This window comes from Alkalitalea saponilacus (assembly GCF_900168165.1).
GTDB classification, from domain to species: Bacteria; Bacteroidota; Bacteroidia; order Bacteroidales; family Marinilabiliaceae; genus Natronoflexus; species Natronoflexus saponilacus.
In genome coordinates, this window is sequence record NZ_FUYV01000012.1 from 102,038 (window position 1) to 124,612 (window position 22,575).

Annotated in this window: 23 protein-coding genes; 14 read left to right on the top strand and 9 right to left on the bottom strand. The window is 39.8% G+C overall.

Features of this window, described 5'->3' with window-relative positions; genetic code table 11:
• Positions 1 to 131 precede the first annotated feature (131 nt).
• Positions 132 to 1,067, top strand: coding sequence for a tRNA modification radical SAM protein MnmL/YtqA (locus B5X70_RS10845; protein ID WP_079557925.1), 936 nt, complete (start codon positions 132 to 134; stop codon positions 1,065 to 1,067).
• Here B5X70_RS10845 and B5X70_RS10850 read toward each other — a convergent pair.
• Both B5X70_RS10850 and B5X70_RS10855 read right to left on the bottom strand, forming a co-directional pair.
• Complete coding sequence (locus B5X70_RS10850) at positions 1,058 to 1,816, bottom strand: DUF4197 domain-containing protein (protein ID WP_079557926.1); 759 nt, start codon at positions 1,814 to 1,816, stop codon at positions 1,058 to 1,060. The genes B5X70_RS10845 and B5X70_RS10850 overlap by 10 nt on opposite strands.
• Positions 1,817 to 1,884: 68 nt before the next feature.
• Complete coding sequence (locus B5X70_RS10855; protein WP_232468341.1) at positions 1,885 to 3,783, bottom strand: YgiQ family radical SAM protein; 1,899 nt, start codon at positions 3,781 to 3,783, stop codon at positions 1,885 to 1,887.
• 202 nt (positions 3,784 to 3,985) lie between these two features.
• Between B5X70_RS10855 and B5X70_RS10860 the strand changes: the two genes are divergently transcribed.
• The 9 genes from B5X70_RS10860 (at position 3,986) to B5X70_RS10900 (ending at position 12,222) form a co-directional block, all read left to right on the top strand.
• Positions 3,986 to 4,279, top strand: coding sequence for a hypothetical protein (locus tag B5X70_RS10860; protein ID WP_079557928.1), 294 nt, complete (start codon positions 3,986 to 3,988; stop codon positions 4,277 to 4,279).
• A gap of 10 nt (positions 4,280 to 4,289) precedes the next feature.
• Positions 4,290 to 4,580 (top strand): cell division protein ZapA, encoded by a 291-nt coding sequence (locus B5X70_RS10865; RefSeq protein WP_079557929.1) that lies wholly within the window; start codon positions 4,290 to 4,292, stop codon positions 4,578 to 4,580.
• Positions 4,581 to 4,719: 139 nt separating this feature from the next.
• Positions 4,720 to 6,249, top strand: coding sequence for a ribonuclease Y (gene rny / locus B5X70_RS10870; RefSeq protein ID WP_079557930.1), 1,530 nt, complete (start codon positions 4,720 to 4,722; stop codon positions 6,247 to 6,249).
• A gap of 232 nt (positions 6,250 to 6,481) precedes the next feature.
• A complete protein-coding gene (locus B5X70_RS10875) occupies positions 6,482 to 7,465 on the top strand; it encodes an SDR family oxidoreductase (RefSeq protein ID WP_079557931.1) in 984 nt (327 codons plus the stop codon).
• Between the two features lie 27 nt (positions 7,466 to 7,492).
• Positions 7,493 to 8,608 (top strand): GDP-mannose 4,6-dehydratase, encoded by a 1,116-nt coding sequence (gmd, locus tag B5X70_RS10880; RefSeq protein WP_079557932.1) that lies wholly within the window; start codon positions 7,493 to 7,495, stop codon positions 8,606 to 8,608.
• On the top strand, positions 8,608 to 9,699 hold the full coding sequence (locus B5X70_RS10885; protein ID WP_079557933.1) for a GDP-L-fucose synthase family protein: 1,092 nt from the start codon (positions 8,608 to 8,610) through the stop codon (positions 9,697 to 9,699). The genes gmd and B5X70_RS10885 overlap by 1 nt, the downstream gene beginning before the upstream one ends.
• Before the next feature lie 146 nt (positions 9,700 to 9,845).
• Positions 9,846 to 10,301, top strand: a complete 456-nt coding sequence (locus B5X70_RS10890) for an excisionase family DNA-binding protein (RefSeq protein WP_079557934.1) — start codon at positions 9,846 to 9,848, stop codon at positions 10,299 to 10,301.
• Positions 10,291 to 10,854, top strand: a complete 564-nt coding sequence (locus tag B5X70_RS10895; protein WP_079557935.1) for a PIN domain-containing protein — start codon at positions 10,291 to 10,293, stop codon at positions 10,852 to 10,854. The genes B5X70_RS10890 and B5X70_RS10895 overlap by 11 nt, the downstream gene beginning before the upstream one ends.
• Positions 10,855 to 11,037: 183 nt before the next feature.
• Entirely contained in the window at positions 11,038 to 12,222 is a 1,185-nt protein-coding gene (locus B5X70_RS10900) for a MalY/PatB family protein (protein ID WP_079557936.1), read from the top strand.
• Between the two features lie 7 nt (positions 12,223 to 12,229).
• Here B5X70_RS10900 and B5X70_RS10905 read toward each other — a convergent pair whose 3' ends face one another.
• A complete protein-coding gene (locus B5X70_RS10905) occupies positions 12,230 to 13,123 on the bottom strand; it encodes a DMT family transporter (protein WP_079557937.1) in 894 nt (297 codons plus the stop codon).
• A gap of 195 nt (positions 13,124 to 13,318) precedes the next feature.
• Here B5X70_RS10905 and B5X70_RS10910 point away from each other — a divergent pair, with 195 nt between their 5' ends.
• Positions 13,319 to 14,137, top strand: coding sequence for a M48 family metallopeptidase (locus tag B5X70_RS10910; protein ID WP_079557938.1), 819 nt, complete (start codon positions 13,319 to 13,321; stop codon positions 14,135 to 14,137).
• Here the strand turns inward: B5X70_RS10910 and B5X70_RS10915 are convergent.
• From B5X70_RS10915 to B5X70_RS10925, 3 genes are all read right to left on the bottom strand, one after another.
• Positions 14,125 to 15,435: a PAS domain-containing sensor histidine kinase gene (locus B5X70_RS10915; protein ID WP_143255068.1), complete on the bottom strand. Its 1,311-nt coding sequence runs from the start codon at positions 15,433 to 15,435 to the stop codon at positions 14,125 to 14,127. The two genes, B5X70_RS10910 and B5X70_RS10915, sit on opposite strands and share 13 nt — an antisense overlap.
• Before the next feature lie 332 nt (positions 15,436 to 15,767).
• Positions 15,768 to 16,595, bottom strand: coding sequence for a 3-deoxy-8-phosphooctulonate synthase (gene kdsA / locus B5X70_RS10920; RefSeq protein WP_088328817.1), 828 nt, complete (start codon positions 16,593 to 16,595; stop codon positions 15,768 to 15,770).
• Positions 16,596 to 16,604: 9 nt separating this feature from the next.
• A complete protein-coding gene (locus B5X70_RS10925; protein WP_079557941.1) occupies positions 16,605 to 17,882 on the bottom strand; it encodes a replication-associated recombination protein A in 1,278 nt (425 codons plus the stop codon).
• 111 nt (positions 17,883 to 17,993) lie between these two features.
• Between B5X70_RS10925 and B5X70_RS10930 the strand changes: the two genes are divergently transcribed.
• The 3 genes from B5X70_RS10930 (at position 17,994) to msrA (ending at position 20,705) form a co-directional block, all read left to right on the top strand.
• Positions 17,994 to 19,016 (top strand): Gfo/Idh/MocA family oxidoreductase, encoded by a 1,023-nt coding sequence (locus tag B5X70_RS10930; RefSeq protein ID WP_079557942.1) that lies wholly within the window; start codon positions 17,994 to 17,996, stop codon positions 19,014 to 19,016.
• A gap of 236 nt (positions 19,017 to 19,252) precedes the next feature.
• Entirely contained in the window at positions 19,253 to 19,699 is a 447-nt protein-coding gene (gene tnpA, locus B5X70_RS10935; protein WP_079557943.1) for an IS200/IS605 family transposase, read from the top strand.
• Between the two features lie 463 nt (positions 19,700 to 20,162).
• On the top strand, positions 20,163 to 20,705 hold the full coding sequence (gene msrA, locus B5X70_RS10940) for a peptide-methionine (S)-S-oxide reductase MsrA (RefSeq protein ID WP_232468340.1): 543 nt from the start codon (positions 20,163 to 20,165) through the stop codon (positions 20,703 to 20,705).
• Here the strand turns inward: msrA and B5X70_RS10945 are convergent.
• From B5X70_RS10945 to B5X70_RS10955, 3 genes are read right to left on the bottom strand one after another with little or no spacing between them, the layout of a single operon-like run.
• The gene (locus B5X70_RS10945) at positions 20,674 to 21,219 is read right to left on the bottom strand and encodes a hypothetical protein (RefSeq protein WP_079557945.1); all 546 of its coding nucleotides are present in this window, start codon (positions 21,217 to 21,219) and stop codon (positions 20,674 to 20,676) included. The genes msrA and B5X70_RS10945 overlap by 32 nt on opposite strands.
• Before the next feature lie 2 nt (positions 21,220 to 21,221).
• Positions 21,222 to 21,989 (bottom strand): protein-L-isoaspartate(D-aspartate) O-methyltransferase, encoded by a 768-nt coding sequence (locus B5X70_RS10950; RefSeq protein WP_232468339.1) that lies wholly within the window; start codon positions 21,987 to 21,989, stop codon positions 21,222 to 21,224.
• Positions 21,970 to 22,416 carry a hypothetical protein gene (locus B5X70_RS10955; protein WP_079557947.1) on the bottom strand — a complete coding sequence of 149 codons (447 nt, stop codon included), beginning with the start codon at positions 22,414 to 22,416 and terminating at the stop codon, positions 21,970 to 21,972. Before B5X70_RS10955 ends, B5X70_RS10950 begins: the two co-directional genes overlap by 20 nt.
• Between the last annotated feature and the right edge of the window lie 159 nt (positions 22,417 to 22,575).

The following is a 22,575-nucleotide window of genomic DNA, read 5'->3' on the forward strand; positions in this document are numbered from 1 at the left end:
CCTCATTCAAGTTTTCATCCCACAAAGCCACGTTTTAAAAACAATCTTTGTGAACTTCATGTCTTGGCGGGAAATAACTACAAATATCTATATCCAAAATCTCTGTTATCTTTGCATAAAAATATTAGAATATGAGTTATGCCTGGGGACATACCAGAAGGTACAATGATTTTGGAACATACATCAGGAAGAAATTCAACGGAAGGGTTCAGAAAATATCCATACATGCCGGTTTTACATGTCCCAATAGGGATGGGAGTAAAGGTATAGGAGGTTGTACCTTTTGTAACAACGAGACATTTAAACCATCTTATTGTCAGTCTTCTATGTCTATTTTTGATCAGGTTGAAAAGGGCATAAAGTTTTTTTCTCAACGCTATCCCGCTACCAGATTTCTTGCCTATTTTCAGGCTTATACCAACACTTACGGAGAGCTGAATGATTTAATAAATACATACGAACAAGCTTTAAGTCATCCAGATGTTACAGGCCTGATCATCGGTACGCGTCCGGATTGTCTGCCTGATGGACTTATTCACTATCTTTCAGATTTAAGTAAGAGGTCATATGTGGTTGTAGAATTGGGAGTTGAATCCACCAGTGATTTAACACTTCAAAACATCAATAGAGGGCACGATTACCAATCGACCATAGATGCTGTGCATAAATTGGTTGATGTAGGTATTCCGGTTGGTGCTCATTTGATTTTAGGATTACCCGGAGAGTCGAGGGAGATGATGCTTAAGCATGCTGAATCGGTTTCAAAACTTCCGGTTACTTACTTAAAAATACATCAATTGCAATATGTTAAGGGTTCACACCTTGGACAATTATATTTTTCAAAACCAGAAAACTTTAAAGTATTTGAATTGAATGAATACATTGAGTTAGTGGTAGATTTTTTGGAGTTGGTTCGTCCCGATATCGTGGTAGAGAGATTTGCCAGCCAGGCACCTCATGAGTTACTATTGGCTCCAAGATGGGGCCTAAAAAACTTTGAAATTGTACATAAAGTAGAGCAACGAATGGAAGAGAGAGAAACCTGGCAAGGGCGTCTCTATCGTTGAGCTTCGCTTGATCCAAACACCCTTTCCAACAAGGCTGTAACCCTTGCTGCAGGATTGGTTCTTATTTTGGCTTCCTCTTCAGCCAGTTTCAAAAACAGACCGTCCAGAGCCTGATGTGTCAGGTATTCATCCAGTTCAATCTCAACGGTGTTAAATCCGGCAATTTGTCCCGCCAACGATCCTGCCAGCCTGTTCCATTGGCCGGTAAGGTTTTGCCACGAATCGTTGGTAGAAATTCCAGTTACAAGGTTTTGATTCAGGGAACTTTCTATTTTAGGCTGGTATAGTTTAAAAAGTTCATTATAAGTATGATTTCTCAAATACTGGGTTGCTGCATTATCGCCGTCTCTTAAGACGGTGAATGCATCCTGTATGGTCATTTTGGTTACTGCATTTACAAAAATGGGCGTAGCCTCCTTTGCAGCATGCTCTGCCGAACGGTTGATTCTCAATATAACATCTTCCAAAAGTTTTTCTCCTCCGGGGATGCGGTTCAGGTTATCTGTAATGACGGCAGCTTCCGGGGGAAGTAATATTTTGACCAATTCATCACCATAGTAACCATTCATACGCGAGAGTCCGCTGGCAGCAGAGTCCGTTCCAATTTTCAGTGCTTCTCTGAGTCCGTTGGCCACCTCAGTTTGAGTCAGCGGGCGGTCGCCTTCAATGGTCTGAACAATTTGAGTGAGCTCTGCACAACCAGCAGTAATAAAAATTGATAAGGCAATGTATTTAAATAATTTATTCATTTTATTTATATTGATAAGTGAATTCTCCGATAGATTAAATAGTAATTGTGATAATTCTATAAATATACCTATATTCTCTTCTTAAATTGCTTTTTAGTTCCTCTTATTCCGTCTTTAAAATAAAGAGAGTTTGGTTTTTCTCCAATTTCCTTATCAAACAATAACTTCTCCATTTTCGTCAGGTTATTTTTTCTCAGCAGTGCAGTGATTTTTTTTCGGAATTCAGGTTTATACCAAAAAAAGAACATTCGTTGGTTTTCCTTTTCGTCTCTGGTTTTTGCAGTAAAAACCGGTTTCATTGTGTAGGGGTTTATGCCCGAATAATAGATGACTGTTGCCAGTGTCATGGGAGTTGGAGTAAAATCCTGCACCTGTTCCAGATTAAAATTTAAAGCTTTAGTTTCCACTGCAAGCTCAGCCATTGAACTTTCCGTTGAGCCGGGATGGCTGGAGATGAAATATGGAATCAACTGCTGATTTAGGTCTTTGGACTTGTTGATGGCATTAAACTGCCTGTTGAACTCCTTAAACAGGGTGAACGAAGGCTTTCTCATTAATTTTAATACCTGGTCGGAGGTGTGTTCCGGGGCTACTTTTAACCGGCCTGATACATGTTTTGTAATCAGCTCCTGTATGTAATTCTGATGCGATTGTCTCTCATTTTCATTAGCCTTGGGATTCAAAAACATATCATATCTGACACCGCTGCCAATAAAAGTCTTTTTAATTCCCTCTATTTTATCAGCTTTTTGGTAAATGGAGACGAGTGGATTGTGGTTGGTGTTCAGGTTGGTGCAAATATTTGGAAATATGCATGATGGTCGTATGCATTTATTGCAAATGTTTAAATCCTTTCCCGCCATTTTATACATATTGGCACTCGGGCCTCCCAAATCAGAAATATATCCTTTGAAATCTTCCATTTCAGTTACCTGTTTTACTTCATTCAGGATGGAATTCTCTGAGCGGGAAGAGATAAACTTTCCCTGGTGTGCTGAAATGGTACAAAAACTACAACCGCCAAAGCACCCACGGTGCATGGTAATGGAGTGCTTAATCATTTCATAGGCCGGAATGGTGCCTTTGCCGTTGTATTTGGGATGTGGAATTCGTGTAAATGGAAGGTTGAAAACACTATCCATTAAAGCCTGATCCATAGGAGGGTATGTAGGGTTTACAACAACTCTTTCATCTCCGCATTTTTGATGTATTCGTGCTGCGTTAAGTTTGTTGGATTCCTGTTCAATGTGTCTGAAATTCTCAGCATATTTTGATTTATTGGCCAGGCACTCTTCATGTGAATGAAGCTCTGTATCGCTCCACTTTTTAACGGTTGGAAGATTTTCATCTACAGCCTGTAAAAACGCCGTTTGAGGAACTGTTTTTAAACTTGAAAACGGGACACCTTTAAGCAAAAGCCGGACGATTTCCCCCAGAGGTTGTTCACCCATGCCATAAATAAGCAAATCGGCTCGAGTCCATTTAAGAATTCCCGGACGAAGTTCATCCTGCCAGTAATCATAGTGTGTAAGCCTACGAAGTGAGGCTTCAATACCACCAAGAATAACGGGCACATCAGGGTACAAATCTTTTAGAATGGATGTATATACCTTGGATGGATAGTCGGGTCTGAAACCGGCCTTACCACCCGGTGTGTACGCATCATCAGACCGTCTTCTTCTTCCCGCAGTGTAGTGATTGACCATGGAATCCATATTCCCGGCTGATACTGCAAAAAACAGTTTTGGGGTACCAAATTTTCTGAAATCGCGAAGATCGTCCTTCCAGTTAGGCTGGGGAACAATTACCACATTGAGTCCCAGTGATTGAAGATAGCGAGCAATAACAGCATTTGCAAAAGACGGGTGATCAATATAAGCATCTCCTGAAATCAAAATAACATCAGGTTGATCCCATCCCAACAACTTCATCTCTTTTACAGATACCGGTATAAATCCCTTAGTCAAAATAACGTTGTACTTTATTTTTGATGCAAAGATAATTTATTTGTATCAAAGGGGGCATCATATTTCATTAATTAAGTAGTGATTACCAGATAATTTTTTATATTTGACACAATAATTCCTAAAGTAAAAAAATAAAAGTTGTGAACTTTATTTTTTAATTTTAAAACCAATGTTAATTTTGTATGTGAATTTAATATAAATCATGGTTAATCCAAATATAGAATTAGTTGTTAAACTGGAAGAGAAGATTGATCTATTGGTTGATCGGTACAGGGCTCAAAAAGAGGAGAATAGGCTCCTTAGAGACCGTATTTCGGAATTGACAAACCAATTGGATGAAGCTGGTTCTTCCTACACGGAACTTGAGAGTAGTTTTAATAAGTTGAAGGTCGCTAAGACTTTAGAAGCTTCAAGTGAAGATGTGCGTGAAACTAAGGTAAAGATTAACCAAATAGTGCGGGAAATTGATAAGTGTATAGCTCTCTTAAATCGTTAATAGCTGAAGAATGGACGACAAACTTTCTATACGTGTGAATGTTGCCGACAGGTATTACCCTTTGCGAGTGGACAGGGAAGATGAGGAACGGATAAGGATGGCTGCCAAGCTAATTAACGATAAGGTTTTACAGTATAAGCAGCGTTATAATGATAAAGATGTTCAGGATTTTTTAGCCATGGCTGCATTGCAATATGTCATAAAGGCTCTTGAACTTGAAAACAATCATGATGTAACGCCTGTTATGGAGGCTGTTTCTTTGTTGGATAAAAAAGTTGATCAACTTCTAACGGAGGAATAATACTTATATTTTAATTTTAGAGATTACCCGCATTTTTTTCCTTAAAACAACAACTGTTAAATAGTTGTTGTTAAGTCTTTTGTGACAGGGAAAAGGATGCGTTTTTTATATATATAATCAATTTTAAACAGGTAAAACAATGGATATACTAATAGGAGTGGTGGCCTTTTTTGCCGGGGGATTAATCACCTGGTTCATCATAGTAAAGGCTCTAAATAGTAGGGCACGCAAGATTGTTCGTGACGCCGAAGCCGAAGCGGAGATTATCAAAAAGGATAAAATTCTTCAAGCTAAGGATAAGTTTCTGGAACTGAAAGCTGAGCATGAAAAGGAGATCAATAATCGCAATGCTAAAATGCTGAACCTTGAGAATAAGTTAAAGCAAAAGGAGACTGCATTTTCACAAAGAATGGAGGAGTATCAGCGTAAGAAAAAAGAAGTTGATACCATTCGTGAAAACCTTTCTACACAATTGGAATTGGTTGAGAAGAAGAGTGAAGATCTGGATAAGATGTTGAAACAACAAATCAGTCAGTTGGAGTCTGTTTCAGGCATTTCTGCTGATGAAGCAAAGGATATGTTGATGGAATCCCTGAAAGCGGAGGCTAAAACGGAAGCGATGTCGTACATCAACGACATCATGGATGAGGCTAAGATTAATGCCAATAAAGAGGCCAAGCGAATTGTTCTTAACACCGTTCAACGGGTAGCCACTGAAACTGCCGTAGAAAACGCAGTAACCATATTTCATATCGATTCCGATGAAATAAAAGGACGCATCATTGGTCGTGAAGGAAGAAACATCCGTGCTCTGGAGGCAGCAACCGGGGTTGAAATCATCGTGGATGATACGCCTGAAGCGATCGTATTATCAGCCTTTGATCCAATGCGCAGAGAGATTGCTCGTCTTGCTTTACATCAACTGGTAACCGATGGCCGTATTCACCCTGCCAGAATTGAAGAGGTCGTGAATAAGGTTAAAAAACAGGTTGAGGAAGAAGTGATTGAAACCGGAAAAAGAACGGCCATTGATTTGGGAGTGCATGGTTTGCATCCTGAACTAATTAAACTGGTTGGAAAAATGAGGTATCGTTCCTCATATGGTCAAAATCTGTTGCAACACAGTCGCGAAACGGCTAACTTGTGTGCCATCATGGCTTCTGAGCTGGGACTTAACACCAAGCGTGCAAAAAGAGCCGGCTTATTACACGATATCGGAAAAGTGTCTGATGAGGATCCGGAATTACCACACGCTATTTTAGGGATGAAATTGGCAGAAAAATATAAGGAAAAGCCTGACATATGCAACGCCATTGGTGCTCACCACGACGAGGTGGAAATGACCACCATGATTGCTCCTATCATTCAGGTTTGTGATGCCATTTCAGGTGCTCGTCCGGGCGCTCGTCGCGAAATTGTAGAAGCATACATTAAACGATTGAAGGATCTTGAAAACTTAGCTTTAAATTACCCGGGTGTTCTTAAAACTTATGCCATTCAAGCAGGAAGGGAGTTGCGGGTAATTGTTGGAAGTGAAAAGGTTTCTGATAAAGAAGCAGAGGAACTTTCATTTGATATCGCTAAAAAGATACAAACTGAAATGACCTACCCAGGACAGGTTAAAATTACCGTTATCAGGGAAACCAGAGCCATCAACTACGCCAAGTAGGACTTAAGAAATATCTTGAAATATTATCCCTTGCTAACCGTTTAGGTTGCAAGGGATATTTTATTCCATCAGGAATAAATATGGTAAAACAGTAAGAAAAGTAGTAAATTTGCCTGATCAACGAAAGTCCTCAAAGAAATTAGACATCTGCAAATATTTCTAAAACAAAGAAATGAGGATTGGGAAGTACTCCCGAAGCATCGGGATCCATTAAAATGCAAACATCATACACATGAGAATCATCGAAAATACCCGAGTGCTGGTAACAGGAGGTGCAGGATTTATTGGTTCAAACATCATAGATGCATTGTTACAACAAAATAATGAAGTGATTTGTCTCGATAACTTTTCAACCGGTAAAAGAGAGAACATTTCCCATCATTTATCAAATCCTAAATTTACCCTGATTGAAGGAGACATAAGGGAACTCGATCAATGCAGAAAGGCAACAGATGCAGTTGAAATCATACTCCATCAAGCGGCACTGGGCTCGGTTCCCCGATCTATTAATGATCCATTAACTTCAAACGAAGTGAATGTTTCGGGATTCTTAAATATCCTGATGGCTGCCAAAGAAGCCGGCGTAAGACGCGTTGTTTATGCGGCAAGCAGCTCAACTTATGGTGATAGCGAGGAGTTGCCCAAAGTGGAGGAGAGAATAGGAAAACCATTGTCTCCCTATGCGGTTACTAAATATGTCAATGAATTATACGCCGATGTATTTTCCAAAGTTTACGGAATGGAGCTGATAGGATTGAGATATTTCAATGTTTTTGGTCCCCGTCAGGATCCAAATGGTGCGTATGCTGCGGTCATTCCATTGTTTGTTAAAGCTTTGATGAATAAACAATCTCCTAGAATTAACGGTGATGGGAGTTATTCACGCGATTTTACATATGTGGCAAATGTGGTACAGGCCAATCAACTGGCTGCATTAACCAATTTACCAGAAGCAATTAATACGGTTTACAATGTGGCTTGCGGAAGTCGTATATCTTTAAATGAATTAGTCATTGTAACCCGCGATCTGCTAAGTGATTATGATGAAGAAATAAAAGAAGTTGTGCCGGAATATGGTTCTGTTAGAGCAGGGGATGTTCCCCACTCATTGGCATCCATTGAAAAGGCTGAAAAGTTATTAGGATATAAACCAACTCATCAGTTTGCTGATGGGTTGAAAGATGCCATCAGTTGGTATTGGAATAATTTAAAGTAAAATATAAACCCACTATTTATTAAATAAATGGCAAAAACAGCATTGATTACCGGAGTTACCGGACAGGATGGAGCTTACTTATCCGAGTATCTTTTGAAAAAAGGATACAATGTGCATGGTATTAAAAGACGTTCTTCGTTGTTTAATACCGAAAGAATTGACCATATCTACCAGGATCCACATACAGAAAACCGTAACTTCACTTTACACTACGGGGATTTAACTGATTCAACAAATTTGATTAGGATCATTCAGGAAACGCAACCCGATGAAATTTACAACTTGGCTGCCATGTCGCACGTGGGCGTTAGTTTCGATACCCCAGAATATACTGCCAATGCCGATGGCATTGGAACTTTAAGGTTTTTGGAAGCCATTCGTTTGTTGGGATTGACCGAAAAAACCAAGTTTTACCAGGCCTCAACGAGTGAACTTTATGGATTAGTGCAGGAGGTTCCTCAGTCGGAAACCACGCCTTTTTATCCTCGTTCTCCATATGCTGTGGCAAAACTTTATGGATACTGGATTACTGTAAACTACCGTGAAGCCTATAACATGTATGCATGTAACGGCATTCTGTTTAATCATGAATCGCCTATCAGAGGGGAAACTTTTGTAACCCGAAAAATTACCAGAGCGGTTGCTCGAATTGTGCTTGGTTTGCAGGAAAAGATTTTTCTTGGCAACCTATCGGCTCAGCGAGACTGGGGACATGCAAAGGACTATGTTAAGGCCATGTATCTGATTTTACAACAAGACGAACCGGATGATTATGTTGTGGCAACCGGAGTAACGACAGAAGTTAGGGAGTTTGTGAGAATGGCCTTTGCACACCTGGGATGCGAAATTGAATTCCGGGGAGAAGGTGTGGATGAAAAAGGATATATTGTTGCATCTGAGAATGAAGAGTTCAGCCATTTGTTGAATAAATGTGTGCTGGAAGTTGACCCAAGGTATTTCAGGCCAACAGAAGTTGAACTTTTAATTGGCGATCCTGCCAAAGCAAAGAAAAAACTTGGCTGGGAACCTAAATATGATTTGAAAGCTCTTGTTGAAGATATGGTATCTTCGGATTTGAAATTGATGCGTAAAGAGAGATACCTTCGTGAAGGTGGTTATGAAACGCTTAACTATTTTGAGTAATGCAGAAATCGGACAGGATATATATTGCAGGACATAAAGGGTTGGTTGGTTCAGCCATCACCCGGCATTTACAAAATGCCGGGTATCTTAACCTCATTCTTCCGGAACGTTCAGAGCTGGATTTAATCAATCAAAAAGAGGTGGATGACTTTTTCACAAAGGAAAAACCCGATTATGTTTTTCTTGCAGCTGCAAAGGTTGGTGGAATTATGGCCAACAACACCTACCGGGCTGATTTTATATACGAAAACCTGCAAATTCAGAACAATATCATTCATGCAGCCTGGAAAAGCAAGGTGAAAAAACTCCTTTTCCTTGGAAGCTCTTGTATTTATCCCCGTGATTGTCCTCAACCAATGAAAGAGGAGTATCTGTTAACCGCACCGCTTGAATATACCAATGAGCCATATGCCGTTGCAAAAATTGCCGGGATGAAGATGTGTGAATCATACAACTTACAATATGGCACAGATTTCATATCGGTAATGCCTACTAATCTGTATGGTCCCAACGATAATTACAATTTACATGGTTCGCATGTTTTACCTGCTTTAATCAGAAAAATGCATCTGGCTCAATGCCTGGTTGAGAATAATTTTAATGGCATCAGAGAGGATTTAAAAGCCAGACCGATGGTTGGCATTGAACCGGGTTTAAGTGATGAAATGTTGCAGAAAAGCCTTCAAGAGTTTGGAATTTTCAAGGAGAACAACAAGGTTGAGGTAAGATTGTGGGGCTCAGGCAAACCTAGGCGGGAGTTTCTTCATTCAGACGATTTGGCTGAAGCTGTCATTTTCGTGATGAATAACATCAGTTTTGCAGATGTGGTGAAGGAACGAGGAGAGAAAGAGGTTCGCAATACACATCTGAATATTGGTTTTGGTGAAGATCTCTCAATCTCTGAGTTGGCTGAAATGGTAAAAGAGGTGGTAGGGTACTCTGGTGCAATTAACTGGGATGCGTCAAAGCCTGATGGAACTTTCCGTAAATTGATGGATGTTTCTCGGTTAAATCAACTGGGTTGGAAAGCCAGGATTAATTTAACTGATGGTATCAGAGAGGTTTATAAAGCTTATTGCAATCCTTCATAATCATTTTATGAAGGATTTATCATCATCAACGAGCATTAAGTAATATATCTCGATGTAAGGTTACATGCGTCTTGATGGGTTTCGTTTATTTTGTTTGTTTCGTTTATTTTGTTTAAATTTGAGGATGAATAAAAAGATTAAATGAGATGAACACATTTGAAGATATTATAAAACCATCAAAAGAAGAGCAAAAAGCTGCGTTGCTTTCATATGATGCTCTTGTCGCCACTCTTAATGAGATTAAAGACAAAAATCCTGAAATCGAGATTGAAGAAACGCAGGAAAGAATTAGAATTCCATTAAGTGCTCTTAAACTTTTGGCAAAAATACTTAAAGAAACCAGCCAAGGAAAACCCGTTTCTATTGTTCCCATTGCAACAGAAGTGACAACACAAGCAGCAGCGGAAATAATTGGCTGTTCAAGACCACATGTAATCAAGCTTTTAGAAACCGGAAGGATTAAATTTACCAAAGTTGGAAAACACCGAAGAATAAAATATGAAGATGTTATTGCTTACAAGAAAAATATGAAGCAAGAGCAGGAACGTTTGATTAATGAAATTATGGAAGCTGACGAAAAATCAGGTTTATATGATTCATAGCGTTCGATTTAGATGTGTTCTAGACACAAATGTGATATATCCACTTTGGACGAGAGACCTATTGCTTTGGTTTGCATATTACGAGTTATATACCCCTAAATGGAGCAAAAACATCTTTTCTGAATGGATAGAAGTCATGAAAAGAAAAGGGATTAGTAAAGATGAAGCATACAAGCGTGCAGAAGTTATGAATAAAGCCTTTCCTGATGCTCTTGTTAAAAATTACGAACCTCTTATTAAAGGGTTAGTTCTGCCAGATGAAGGTGATAGACACGTATTAGCTGCAGCCATTAAAACTAATGCGGACCTCATAATAACCAACAACCTGAAAGATTTTCCAACGGACTATTTGATAGATTATGGCATGAAAGCAAAATCACCAGATGAATTCTTAACAGACATCATTGACTTAAACCAAGAACTATCAATAGCAGCATTTCGAAAGCTTGTATTAAACAAAAAAAATCCACCATATGATGAATACGATGTTCTTGAAATATTCAGAAAAAACGGATTAAAAGATACGGCGGATTATTTACATGCTTTGATATGATAATTAGTTAGAAAGCCTAGTATTGTTCATAAGCAATACAGGTGAATTCATAGTTAAATATTAAGTTCCAAACGGCACGACTCATAAATATGACCGTTGAAAGAAAGGTTTGTTGCATTTTGTGTACTATGTGGTTTTATCCGTTCTCAAAACAATCTAAAATTAAATCATTAATTCATCAACATGTCTCAATTCGATACCATCCTTAACCGGGAAGAAACAAGATCAATTAAGCTGGAATACCGTGAACGTCTGTATGGAAGCAGCGATGTGATACCACTATGGGTAGCTGATATGGACTTTGCTGCTCCACCAGCCGTTCAGGAGGCCATTGTAAATCGCACCAAACACCCGATTTATGGCTATACCAATCGTCCAAAACCTTTTTTTGAAGCCATTCAAAACTGGTTGTCCCGAAGATTTAATTGGGAGGTTGACCAGTCGTGGATTGAGTTTTCGCCTGGAGTTGTTCCAAACTTGGGCCTTGCTGTGCAGGCTTTTACCAAACCGGGCGAAGGAGTGATAATTCAACCTCCGGTTTATCCTCCATTTTTTGGAGTTGTAAAGGACTTTGACAGAGAGGTTGTAGAAAATCCTTTAATTGAGCAGCAAGAGGGATACTATGTGATGGATTACGATCATTTGGAGGAGGTTGCTTCAAAACCGGAAAACAAATTACTTCTGCTGTGTCACCCTCATAACCCTGTTGGCAGGGTGTGGACGACTGAAGAGCTTATTCGAATGGGTGAGATTTGTAAAAAACACAATGTCATCATCATTTCCGATGAAATCCATTGCGACCTGGTTCTTTATGGAAATAAACATATTCCGTTGGCAACCATTTCGCCGGAACTGGCTGAAATTACCCTTACTTGTATGGCACCCAGTAAAACTTTCAATCTGGCAGGATTTAGCACTTCATACATGATTTCTTCCAATCCTGATTTGCTTAAAGCTGCTCGTGCGCAGGTAATGGGTTACCATCTGCACATGGGCAATACCTTCGGAGCTTTGGCTCTTGAAGCTGCTTATAACCACTCTGAATACTGGCTTGAAGAGTTGATTGACTATATTGAAGGTAATATGGATTTCGTGACTGATTTTATTAAAACAGAGATGCCTGAAGTTAAGGCACGAAAACCTGAGGCCACATATCTTTTATGGATGGATTTTCGCAGTTGGAAAATGAAATCTACCGAGTTAAAGAATTTTATGGTGAACGAAGCCGGACTGGGATTAAATGATGGCGTTACATTTGGTAAAGAGGGTCGGGGTTTTATGCGGATGAATCTGGCCAGTCCCCGCTCTGTAATTGAAAAAGCCATGACACAAATGAAATCTGCAAGGGACAGGATGCAAAAGGTTTAGTCTGCGATTAAACCTTTTGAGCTTGAAGCGCAGGATATTTTTTTCGAATAACAGGAAATAGGAAAACAGCTGCCAGAATAATGGCTGTTCCCAAATAAAAACCAGTGGACATACGTTCAGATTCACCGAAGATGAAAAAAGCCATCAAAATGCCATAAACCGGTTCCAGGTTTATGGCTAACACAACTGTATAGGCCGAAAGCGACTTCATCACATATACACTTGCCAGATAGGCATAAGCCGTGCATATTCCACCCAGAATGATCAGGTATATCCAATCCTCAGTTGTCGGAATTGGGAAATTTCCTTTCAAGGTACCTGATAGCCATAATATTAAAGAGATAGAGAGCAATCCGCCTGCCATTTCGTAAAAACTGATGGTAAGTGGTGCATGTTTCGCAATCAGCTTTTTATTAATCACAGTGAATAATGCTGCCAGAAAAGCTGATGTCAGAGCCACAAGAATACCATTCACATACCGGGTTTCAAAACGAAAAATAGCATACAGGCCTATGATTATGATGATTCCGGTAAACACCTCCAGTTTTGACACCTTCCGTTTAAAAAAGGCCGGTTCAAGAAAACTGGTGAATAATGTGGTAGATGCAAGGCATCCCAATGCTACGGATACCGTTGATATTTTGATAGCATGGAAAAAGGTAATCCAGTGAATTGCTACAATCCCGCCAACCCCCAGTAGTGTCAAAACATCTTTGAATGAGATGACTGCAATTCTTCGATTCCAATATAAAGCGACTCCCAAGGCAATAAATGCTATGAGCATTCTGTACCAGACTAGCTCTGTTGCCGGTAATGTAATCAATCTGCCTAATATGGCTGTAAAGCCATATATCAGAACAATCAGATGTAAATGAAGAAGATTTTTGTTCTCTGGTTTCATTGTTGATATTTGAATACAAAGAAAATTAAATTGTTGTTATTTCAGGATTCCATTGAATCAGATTATCGGCAGAGTGATAAAAATCATATTCATGGGTCGGTTTTATTGACATTATAAATCTTTGAAATAGTTTTCTTCATTATTAGATTAATCACTAAATTTATGATATAATTCAATATTTTAATGTCTGTCATTATGGAAACTAAGAATAGACATATCTTACTTGTAATGGCAATCATGATTGCCATTAGCGGGATTTATTGGTCTTGTGCTACTGTTCCGATCACCGGTCGGCGGCAATTAAGCCTTGTCCCCGAATCGGAATTAATGGCTATGAGTTATACTCAATATAATCAGTTTCTGGAGGAGCATAAAATATCTCAGAATCAGGAACAGGTTGATATGGTTAAAAGGGTAGGAGAGCGCATCGCGTCTGCTGTTGAAAAATACTTTGAACAAAAGGGTTGGTCCGACCAATTTGCTAATTTTCAATGGGAGTTTAACCTGATTGAGGATGACACACCAAATGCATGGTGTATGCCGGGAGGGAAAGTGGTGTTTTATACCGGAATTTTACCCATAACCCAAAATGAAGAAGGGCTTGCCGTTGTGATGGGGCATGAAATAGCTCATGCCGTTGCGAAACACGGAAGCGAGAGAATGAGTCAACAAATCGGAATTCAGTTTGGTGCCGTTGCTTTAAGTGCCCTGTTATCTGAAAAACCCGAAGAAACCCAAAACCTTTATCTTGCCGCTTATGGTGTCACCTCTCAGGTGGGGCTGATGCTGCCATACTCGAGAAAACATGAACATGAGGCTGACCGCCTTGGCTTGATATTTATGGCCATGGCTGGTTATAACCCATCGGTGGCAGTTGATTTTTGGCAGCGCATGGCTCAACTGAGTCAGGGAGGAAGTCCTCCTGCTTTTCTAAGCACCCATCCATCCGATCAGGCGCGTGTAAATTATATTCGGGAAGTTTTGCCGGAGGCTTTGGAGTATTATAATCCCTGATTTTGAAGGGGTAATTTTACAATAAAACAACTGCCTTTGCCTGGTCCAGAAGATGCAGAGATGTTCCCTCCAAGTAACTCTGCGTAAGCTTTGGCTATGGGTAAGCCAAGACCTGTGCCATTATTGTTGACCCCGGGAATGGTTTGTACCTGAATGAATCTTTCAAATACATCATCAAGCTTCTCCTCAGGAAAGCCGCAGCCGGTATCTTCTACTTTAAATTCTATATTGTTTTGATTGACAGTGTACCCAAAGCTCACTTTCCCACTCATGGTGAACTTAATGGCATTGTTTAGTATATTGGAGAGTATTTGATATATTTTAACATCATCCGAGTATATAACGGCGGATTTATCCGGCTTTATGAATTCAAACTCTAAATTTTTCTGACGTGCCTGAAAATGAAAGTTTGAACATAACTTTTCTACAAGTTTATTTGTGTCAATTTCCTTTCGAGAGACTGATACTGTTCCTGATTCTATCTTCGAAATATTTATAATGTCATTAATTACATCAAGCAAATAGTAACTGTTGCTTTTTACATGATCAACATACTCGTTTCTCTCTGCATCAGACAAATCCTGGTCAGTTAACAACTCGGCAAAACCAACGATTACATTCATAGGAGTTCTGATTTCATGCGACATATTTGCCAGAAATGCAGATTTCAGTTTGTCACTCTTAATGGCCTGTTCTTTGGCGTTTAAGAGTTCGGTTTCAAGTTTTTTGCGTTTGGAAATATCTGTAATAACTAAAATAGCTGCAGGAATGTTTTTATACATAATCCTGGTTGCAGAAACCAGTCCGGTGCGAATTTCACCAGATTTATCCACGAAATGATATTCCTGATCAGTTATTTTTCCATCCTTGGCTAACAGGTTTTTCATCATATCCCTGTCGCTTAGGGAGGTCAATAACCCGGTTTTTTCCAAACTAATACCAAGTACCTCTTCAGCACTGTATCCTGAGGAAATCTCGAAAGCCCTGTTAACTTTAAGTAATCTACCAGTTTCAAATTCTGAAATAAGAACTATGGAAGGAGTTTCCCGAAAAATGATGTGAAATAGATCTTCAGACTCTTTTTTTGTGCTGGATAGCAATCGAAGTTGACGATTTAATGTCCAGGCCCATGCTATACTGATCAAAAAAAGCATACCTATAGCTACTACGATCCAAAAATATCGAGTTAAATCAACTGAAGCATTGCTCGGTAGTCCGGATATTGTATCAGTTATTGATAAGTTTGTGAACCAAAACCGAAAACCAGCCAGTTGTAATATGGTAAGAAAAATGTTCAATCAGGTGTTTCGTTATAAATTATAAAATAAATATTGTTGTTTATACTAACGACTCTGCATATGTAAAGATAATATCTGTATCTAATAATGAAATATTTATAGGATGAATTTTGATGATGTTTAATAAATGTGTGATGAATTATATTATAACTATCATTAAATACATAATTTAAATGATGTTTTTTTATGTGGATTTATTTGATTCGTATTCACTAAGCATCAATCCAGACCTTGTTAGTTTAATAAAAAAACTACCCTGCATTTTAGGCAGGGTAGTTTTAATAGAAATTTATTACAAACCTGAAACACTTCTTTGCACAAAAAACAAAAATCTAACGATTGATCCTGTTCACAGCTTCTCTCAACATGGATAAACGTGTGAGCAATCCCTCAAGTAAATCAAGTTTCAGCATGTTGGCTCCATCGGATTTGGCATTTGCCGGATCATGATGTGTTTCCAGAAAAAATCCATCAACACCAACGGCTACACCTGCACGTGCAATGGTTTCAATGAGTTGTGGTTTACCTCCAGTAACTCCCGATGATTGGTTGGGTTGTTGAAGAGAATGGGTAATATCCAGCACAACCGGCACTCCAAATTGTTGCATAACAGGGATTCCACGGTAGTCCACAATCATGTCCTGATAGCCAAACATGGTTCCACGGTCTGTTATCATGGCTTTGTTATTGCCGGCATCTTTAACCTTGTTTACAGCAAATTGCATGGCTTCTGGAGCCAAAAACTGGCCCTTTTTAATGTTCACCACTTTACCGGTTTCGGCAGCAGCCACCAACAAATCGGTTTGTCGGCACAAGAAAGCAGGTATTTGAAGAATATCAACATATTCGGCTGCCATGGCAGCCTCGTTGGCTGCATGGATATCGGTAATGGTAGGAACGTCAAATGTTTTACTCACCTTTTGGAGGATTTTCAACGCCTTTTCATCTCCAATGCCTGAAAATGAGTCAATTCGTGAACGGTTGGCTTTACGGTAAGAACCTTTAAACACGAAGGGAATTTTGAGTTTATCGGTCACTTGCAGAATTTTATCTGCAATGCGGAGAGCCATCTCTTCTCCTTCAATGGCACATGGTCCGGCTAAAAGGAAAAATTGTCCGCTGTTGGTGTGTCTGATTTGTGGTATTTGATTTATCATCATATGATTTTATTAATATTTGCGTTTCCAAAGTTGTTCCATGCGCTCCTGGAGCTTCGATTCCTGCGGGTTACTTTGTGGCGACCAGATTCTTTTTCCTTTTATCTTCTCAGGTAAAAACTCCTGTTCCACAAAATTATTTTCATAATCGTGGGCGTATTTATACTCCTTTCCGTAATCCAGCTTTTTCATGAGTTTGGTTGGTGCATTTCTTAAATGCAGCGGAACCGGTAAGTTTCCTGTGTTACGAACAAGCTCTTGTGCCTGATTGATGGCCATATAAGCCGAATTGCTTTTCGGACTGGTGGCCAGATAGATGGTCACTTCACTGAGGATGATTCTTGATTCGGGCCAGCCTACCATTTTTATGGCTTCAAAGCAGTTGGTGGCAAGCAACAGCGCGTTGGGATTGGCAAGTCCTATGTCTTCAGCGGCCGAAATAATCAAACGACGGGCAATAAATTTGGGGTCTTCGCCACCTTCTACCATGCGTGCCAGCCAATAAACAGCACCATCGGGGTCGCTGCCTCTAATGGATTTGATGAAAGCGGAGATGATGTCGTAGTGCATTTCCCCGTTTTTATCGTATTGAGCCGGGTTTTGCTGTAGAAGTGTTGTTACATTTTGGTTGTTGATGATGATGGTTTCATCGTCATTAAATGAATTGCAAACCAATTCTATAATGTTCAGAAATTTGCGGGCGTCACCGCCTGCAAATCTGAAAAGAGCTTCATCTTCCTGAAGTTGAAGTTCTCTTTTATTCAGTACCACATCATTCTTGATGATGTGGTTAAATAGATTCATCAAATCCTTATTTTCCAAAGGCTCCAGAACATATACCTGACAACGGGACAGGAGTGGGGATATCACTTCAAAGGAAGGGTTTTCGGTGGTTGCACCTATCAGTGTAACCGTACCTTCTTCAACAGCACCCAAAAGGCTGTCCTGTTGCGATTTACTGAATCGATGTATTTCATCGATGAATAAAATAGGAGATGCGGAATTGAAAAAACGTGAGTTTTTGGCTTTTTCTATGGCTTCCCTCACATCTTTCACACCTGAAGAAACAGCAGAAAGCACATAGAATGGACGTTCCAACTGATTGGCGATGATGCGGGCCAGAGTGGTTTTACCAACTCCCGGTGGTCCCCACAATATGATGGAGCTGATGCGGCCTGTTTCAAACATTTTCCGCAATACGGCACCATCACCCACCAAATGCTGCTGACCAATGTAGTCGTCCAGCGATTTTGGCCTCATTCGTTCTGCCAGAGGGGGATATTCATTCATGATTACTCTTTTGTGTTACAAATATAGTTAAAGTTACAGTGCTTTTAATGGCGTTTGGTTCCTTTCATGATTTTTCTGTATATTCGATTTCTAATAAAAAAAAAAGCGACAATGAGTCATCCAATTATAACGGCAATTGCCTCTTATGGTATGTCGGGACAGGTATTTCATGGACCATTATTAAAAATAAACAGTGGGTTCAGGGTTAAAACAATTATGCAGCGGAGTTCCGATTCTGCGTTGTCGGTTTTTCCTGATTCAAAGATTGTTCGTGACTTCAACGATATCCTCAAAGATAAAGAGGTTGAACTGGTAATTGTCAACACGCCGGATTACCTTCACTACGAACAGGCCAAATCAGCTCTTAATGCCGGCAAACATGTGGTGGTGGAGAAGCCTTTTGTTCAGACAGTTGAACAGGGTGAAGAGCTTATTGAACTGGCTCAAAAGAAAGGCGTTTTGCTGTCTGTTTTTCAGAATCGCCGGTGGGACAATAGTTTTCTCACGGTGAAAAAAGTATTGGAGGAGGGACTGATTGGCCGTTTGGTGGAATATGAGGCACGATATAACCGTTATCGTACCTTTATTCAGGATTCATGGAAAGAGGATGGTAACCTGGGGACAGGGATTTTGCAGAATTTGGGTTCTCACCTGATTGACCAGGCATTGGTGCTATTTGGAAGTCCTAAATCTGTAAGCGGGAATTTACATGCCATGCGCGATGGTTCTAAGGTTCACGATTTTTTTGATTTACAATTACATTATCCTGAAACTTCTGTCACGCTTAAAGCCAGCTATCTGGTGCGAGAGGAGATGCCGGCTTATATGTTGCATGGAGTAAATGGTTCGTTTATTAAATATGGCCTGGACCCGCAGGAGGAAGCGCTCAAGAATGGCCACTTACCCAACGAACCGCAATGGGGAACCGACCCGGAAAACCTATGGGGATTGCTAAACAGTGATGTGAGTGGATTGCATTTTCGGGGGAAAATTGAAACTGTTGCCGGTAACTACTCAGCTTATTACGACAATCTTCATCAGAGCATCAGGTTTGGAGCTGAATCGGCGGTGAAGCCTCTGGAATCATTGGAGGGAATCAGGATTATTGAGGAGGTGCTGAGGAAAAATATTTAACCACGTTGTGGTTGGTGTATATAATATGTATTGTTATTTACCGCACCACATTATATGTGGTGCTATTCATGTTTAATCCCTACGGGATTGATTTTGACGGATTCTAATTTACGGTATTAATAAGTCCGAAGGACTTAAATATGAATAGCATCGGTGAAACCGATGTTACAATGTACAAAATGTTTTAACAATCCTGAAATGGTTGAATTTATTCATAAAACTAACTCAATAATGCTATGAGTACCTATACCCAAATTATCTATCAAGTTGTTTTTGGAACAAAAAACAACCAATATATTCTTTCTGCGCCTAACAGACAGAAGCTCTTTATGTACATTGCCGGTATCCTAAAAAAGAAGAATTGTCACATATACCGGATTAATGGAGTTGAGAATCATATTCACATTTTATTTAGCCTTCATCCATCTGTCTCTTTATCGTCCATAGTAAAGGATATTAAACTTGCGAGTAACAGCTATATTAAATCGAACAACCTATTTGAAAAATTTGTCGGTTGGCAAAGTGGTTATGGTGCATTTACATACAGTATGAAAGATAAAGACAGGCTGATTGAATACATAAAGAATCAGGAGGAGCATCATAGGAAGAAATCTTTTAGGGAGGAATATGTTGAGTTGCTGGATGAACATGGGGTTACGTTTGATGAGGAGTATTTAATATAATGAAATTCAACCACTTCGTGGTTGGTGATGACGTGTATGGCTTTGTGATGCATCGCAATATATGCGATGCTATTTATGTTTAATCCCTTCGGAATTTTTTATGGTGTCATGTTGTGATTTTGTGATGCATCGCAATATATGCTATGCTATTCATGTTTAATCCCTTCGGGATTTTTTATGGTATCACGTTTTGATGTTGTTATGCATTGTATTGTGCTAATCATGTTTAATCCCTTCGGGATTGATTTTGCAGAATTATAATTTACGGTAGTAACAAGTCCGAAGGACTTAAATATGAATAGCATCGGTGAAACCGATGGGTAAAACGTGCAAAATGTTTTAACAACCCTGAAAGGGTTGAATTTATAAAACCCTTCCCGGCTTTATTTGTTATACCATAAAGAAGCATATGAAGAGCAAAGCAATAATAATCGTTTTTGCCTTAATCATAAATATTAATCTTATGGCAGAGCAAAATAGGGAAACCGCCATTTTAGGCGGGGGATGTTTTTGGTGTCTCGAAGCAGTTTTTCAGAAGGTAAAAGGGGTGGAAGCGGTAGTCTCCGGCTACAGTGGCGGATATATTAAAAACCCTGCATACCGTGAGGTGACTTCAGGGAGGACAGGTCATGCCGAAGTGGTTAATGTAGTCTTTAATCCCGAGGTTATTTCCTACGAAGTTTTATTATCTATCTTTTTCACCATTCACGACCCTACAACTCTTAACCGACAAGGAGCCGATGTGGGAACGCAATACCGTTCAGTGATATTTTATTTATCGGAGGAGCAGAAACGAACCGCTGAAAAGGTAATGGCTCAGTTCGAAGAGCAAAAGGTTTATAATAACCCCATCGTTACACAACTCGTTGAAGAGGCTCCCTTTTATCGGGCTGAGGATTATCATCAGAACTATTTCAGGAATAATCCCGACCAACCATATTGTCGCGTAGTGATTGAACCTAAGGTGGTTAAATTCAGAAGCCGTTTTGCCGAATGGTTGAAGTAATCAAAGGCTCAAGCGATGCGATAATTTTTTCACCCCTGTTTTTAATGCCGGGACTGCCATTTTCCATCCCCTGTTCAATAACGTTGATGATTTCTGAGGCAAGTTCGGGGTAAACCCGGCAAATATTTGCCACCAACTGCATGGCATTGGCTTTTACGGCAATGTCAGATTTTTCCTCCGTAATCCATTTCAGGCAGGCATCCACAACTCGTCCATCTTCAATGGTTTCAGCGGGGAAAGCACATAAAATATTGGTTAAATGTCGCCTCACTCCCTGGTGAGGGGTGGATATAAGAATTTCGCAAAACCGGTTTACAAAAGGAATCAGCATTTTGTGGTTTTCACGTGAGAAGTTGTCAAGTATCCAGGCAGCTCGCCAGGCAACTTTTTTATCCCTGTTTGTGATGCATTTAATAACAATGGGGATACCCTCCTGTTGTTCGAATAGTTGTTTTGCTAAAAGCCTGCTCTCTTCGCCGGATTTTAACTCCTTTATAATATGATTCCAGTTCATGATTAATCTCTGTCAATCATCGGTACAAACCTAACCGGCATCAATCGGCGTGTGGAAATCTCATCGCCTTTTTTTGTGACAATTTTCAGGTGTTGCAAACTGTGAACCGGACCAACGGGCAGTATCATTACTCCGCCATCTTTTAGCTGCTCCACTAACCGGGGAGGTATTTCTTCAGGAGCAGCCGTTACCACAATGGCATCAAAAGGAGCGTGCTCCGGCCAACCCAGGTATCCGTTTCCTGTTTTAACATTTACATTGGTGTAGTTGGCTTTGTTTAAGTCTCTTTTGGCTCTTTCGGCCAGCTCCGGCAGAAGTTCAATGGTATATACCTCGCAATCCAGTTCAGCCAAAACCGCTGCCTGGTATCCACTTCCTGTTCCTATTTCGAGAACCCTCATTCCCGGCTTGGGATTGATTTGCTCAGTCATAAATGCGACAATATATGGTTGCGATATGGTCTGTTCCAAACCTATTGGCAGCGGCCTGTCTTCGTACGCAAATCGTTGAAGGTGCTCAGGAACAAAAAGATGCCGCGGTACCTGGCGCATGGCTTCCAGTACTGATTTGGAACGGATGTCTCTGGATTTTAACTGTTCATTGACCATGCGTTCACGTAATGCTTCCCAGTCCTGAGCCATAGTATTGTTGTTGTTTATAAATAGTAATGCAATAATAACGATAAAAACCAAGGGCACTGTTACGGCCAGTGGCCGTAACAGTGGGTGTTTTTTTGTATCTGATTGTATTTTAATGAACCACTTTGTCATGTTTTCCATTTTTTTGGGTTTCAAAATAGCTTTTCACTCTGGCTATCATCTGTTTTTCAGTCATTTTATCTGCCGACTCCACATTGATATCTAAATTGGAGAAAGATGTATTCTCCTTCAGCTCTTTTTCCAACTCAATTTTAGCCTTAGAAGGCCCGAAAAGATAAAGTGCATTCACTTCCGACCCTACATGTTTCATTATCTCCTGATAATAATGGTGTTTCTGCTGTTTTTTTCGGTTGGCAACCTTGTTATCATCAGCTTTGGTAAGCAAACTCCCAATCCTGGAGTTTTTCTTCTCACCCGGAAACCGGGTTCTGGATTCCACTTCTGATTCAAGAACCTGGACGGTTTCATTGTTTCCGTCCATTAAACTTACCAACACAGCTTTGTTGGTATCTAACCAGATTCCTACTTCTTTTCTCATAGTGAATCACAAATTTAAATGAATAAAAATAAGAACTTATGACATATTAAATTACAAAACTGCCTCCAGACTGTCAAGTTTCAAAATGGATTTAACAACTGGTTTTAATTGTATAAAATAAAGAAATACAAATAATTACAATGGAAACGGAAACGAATT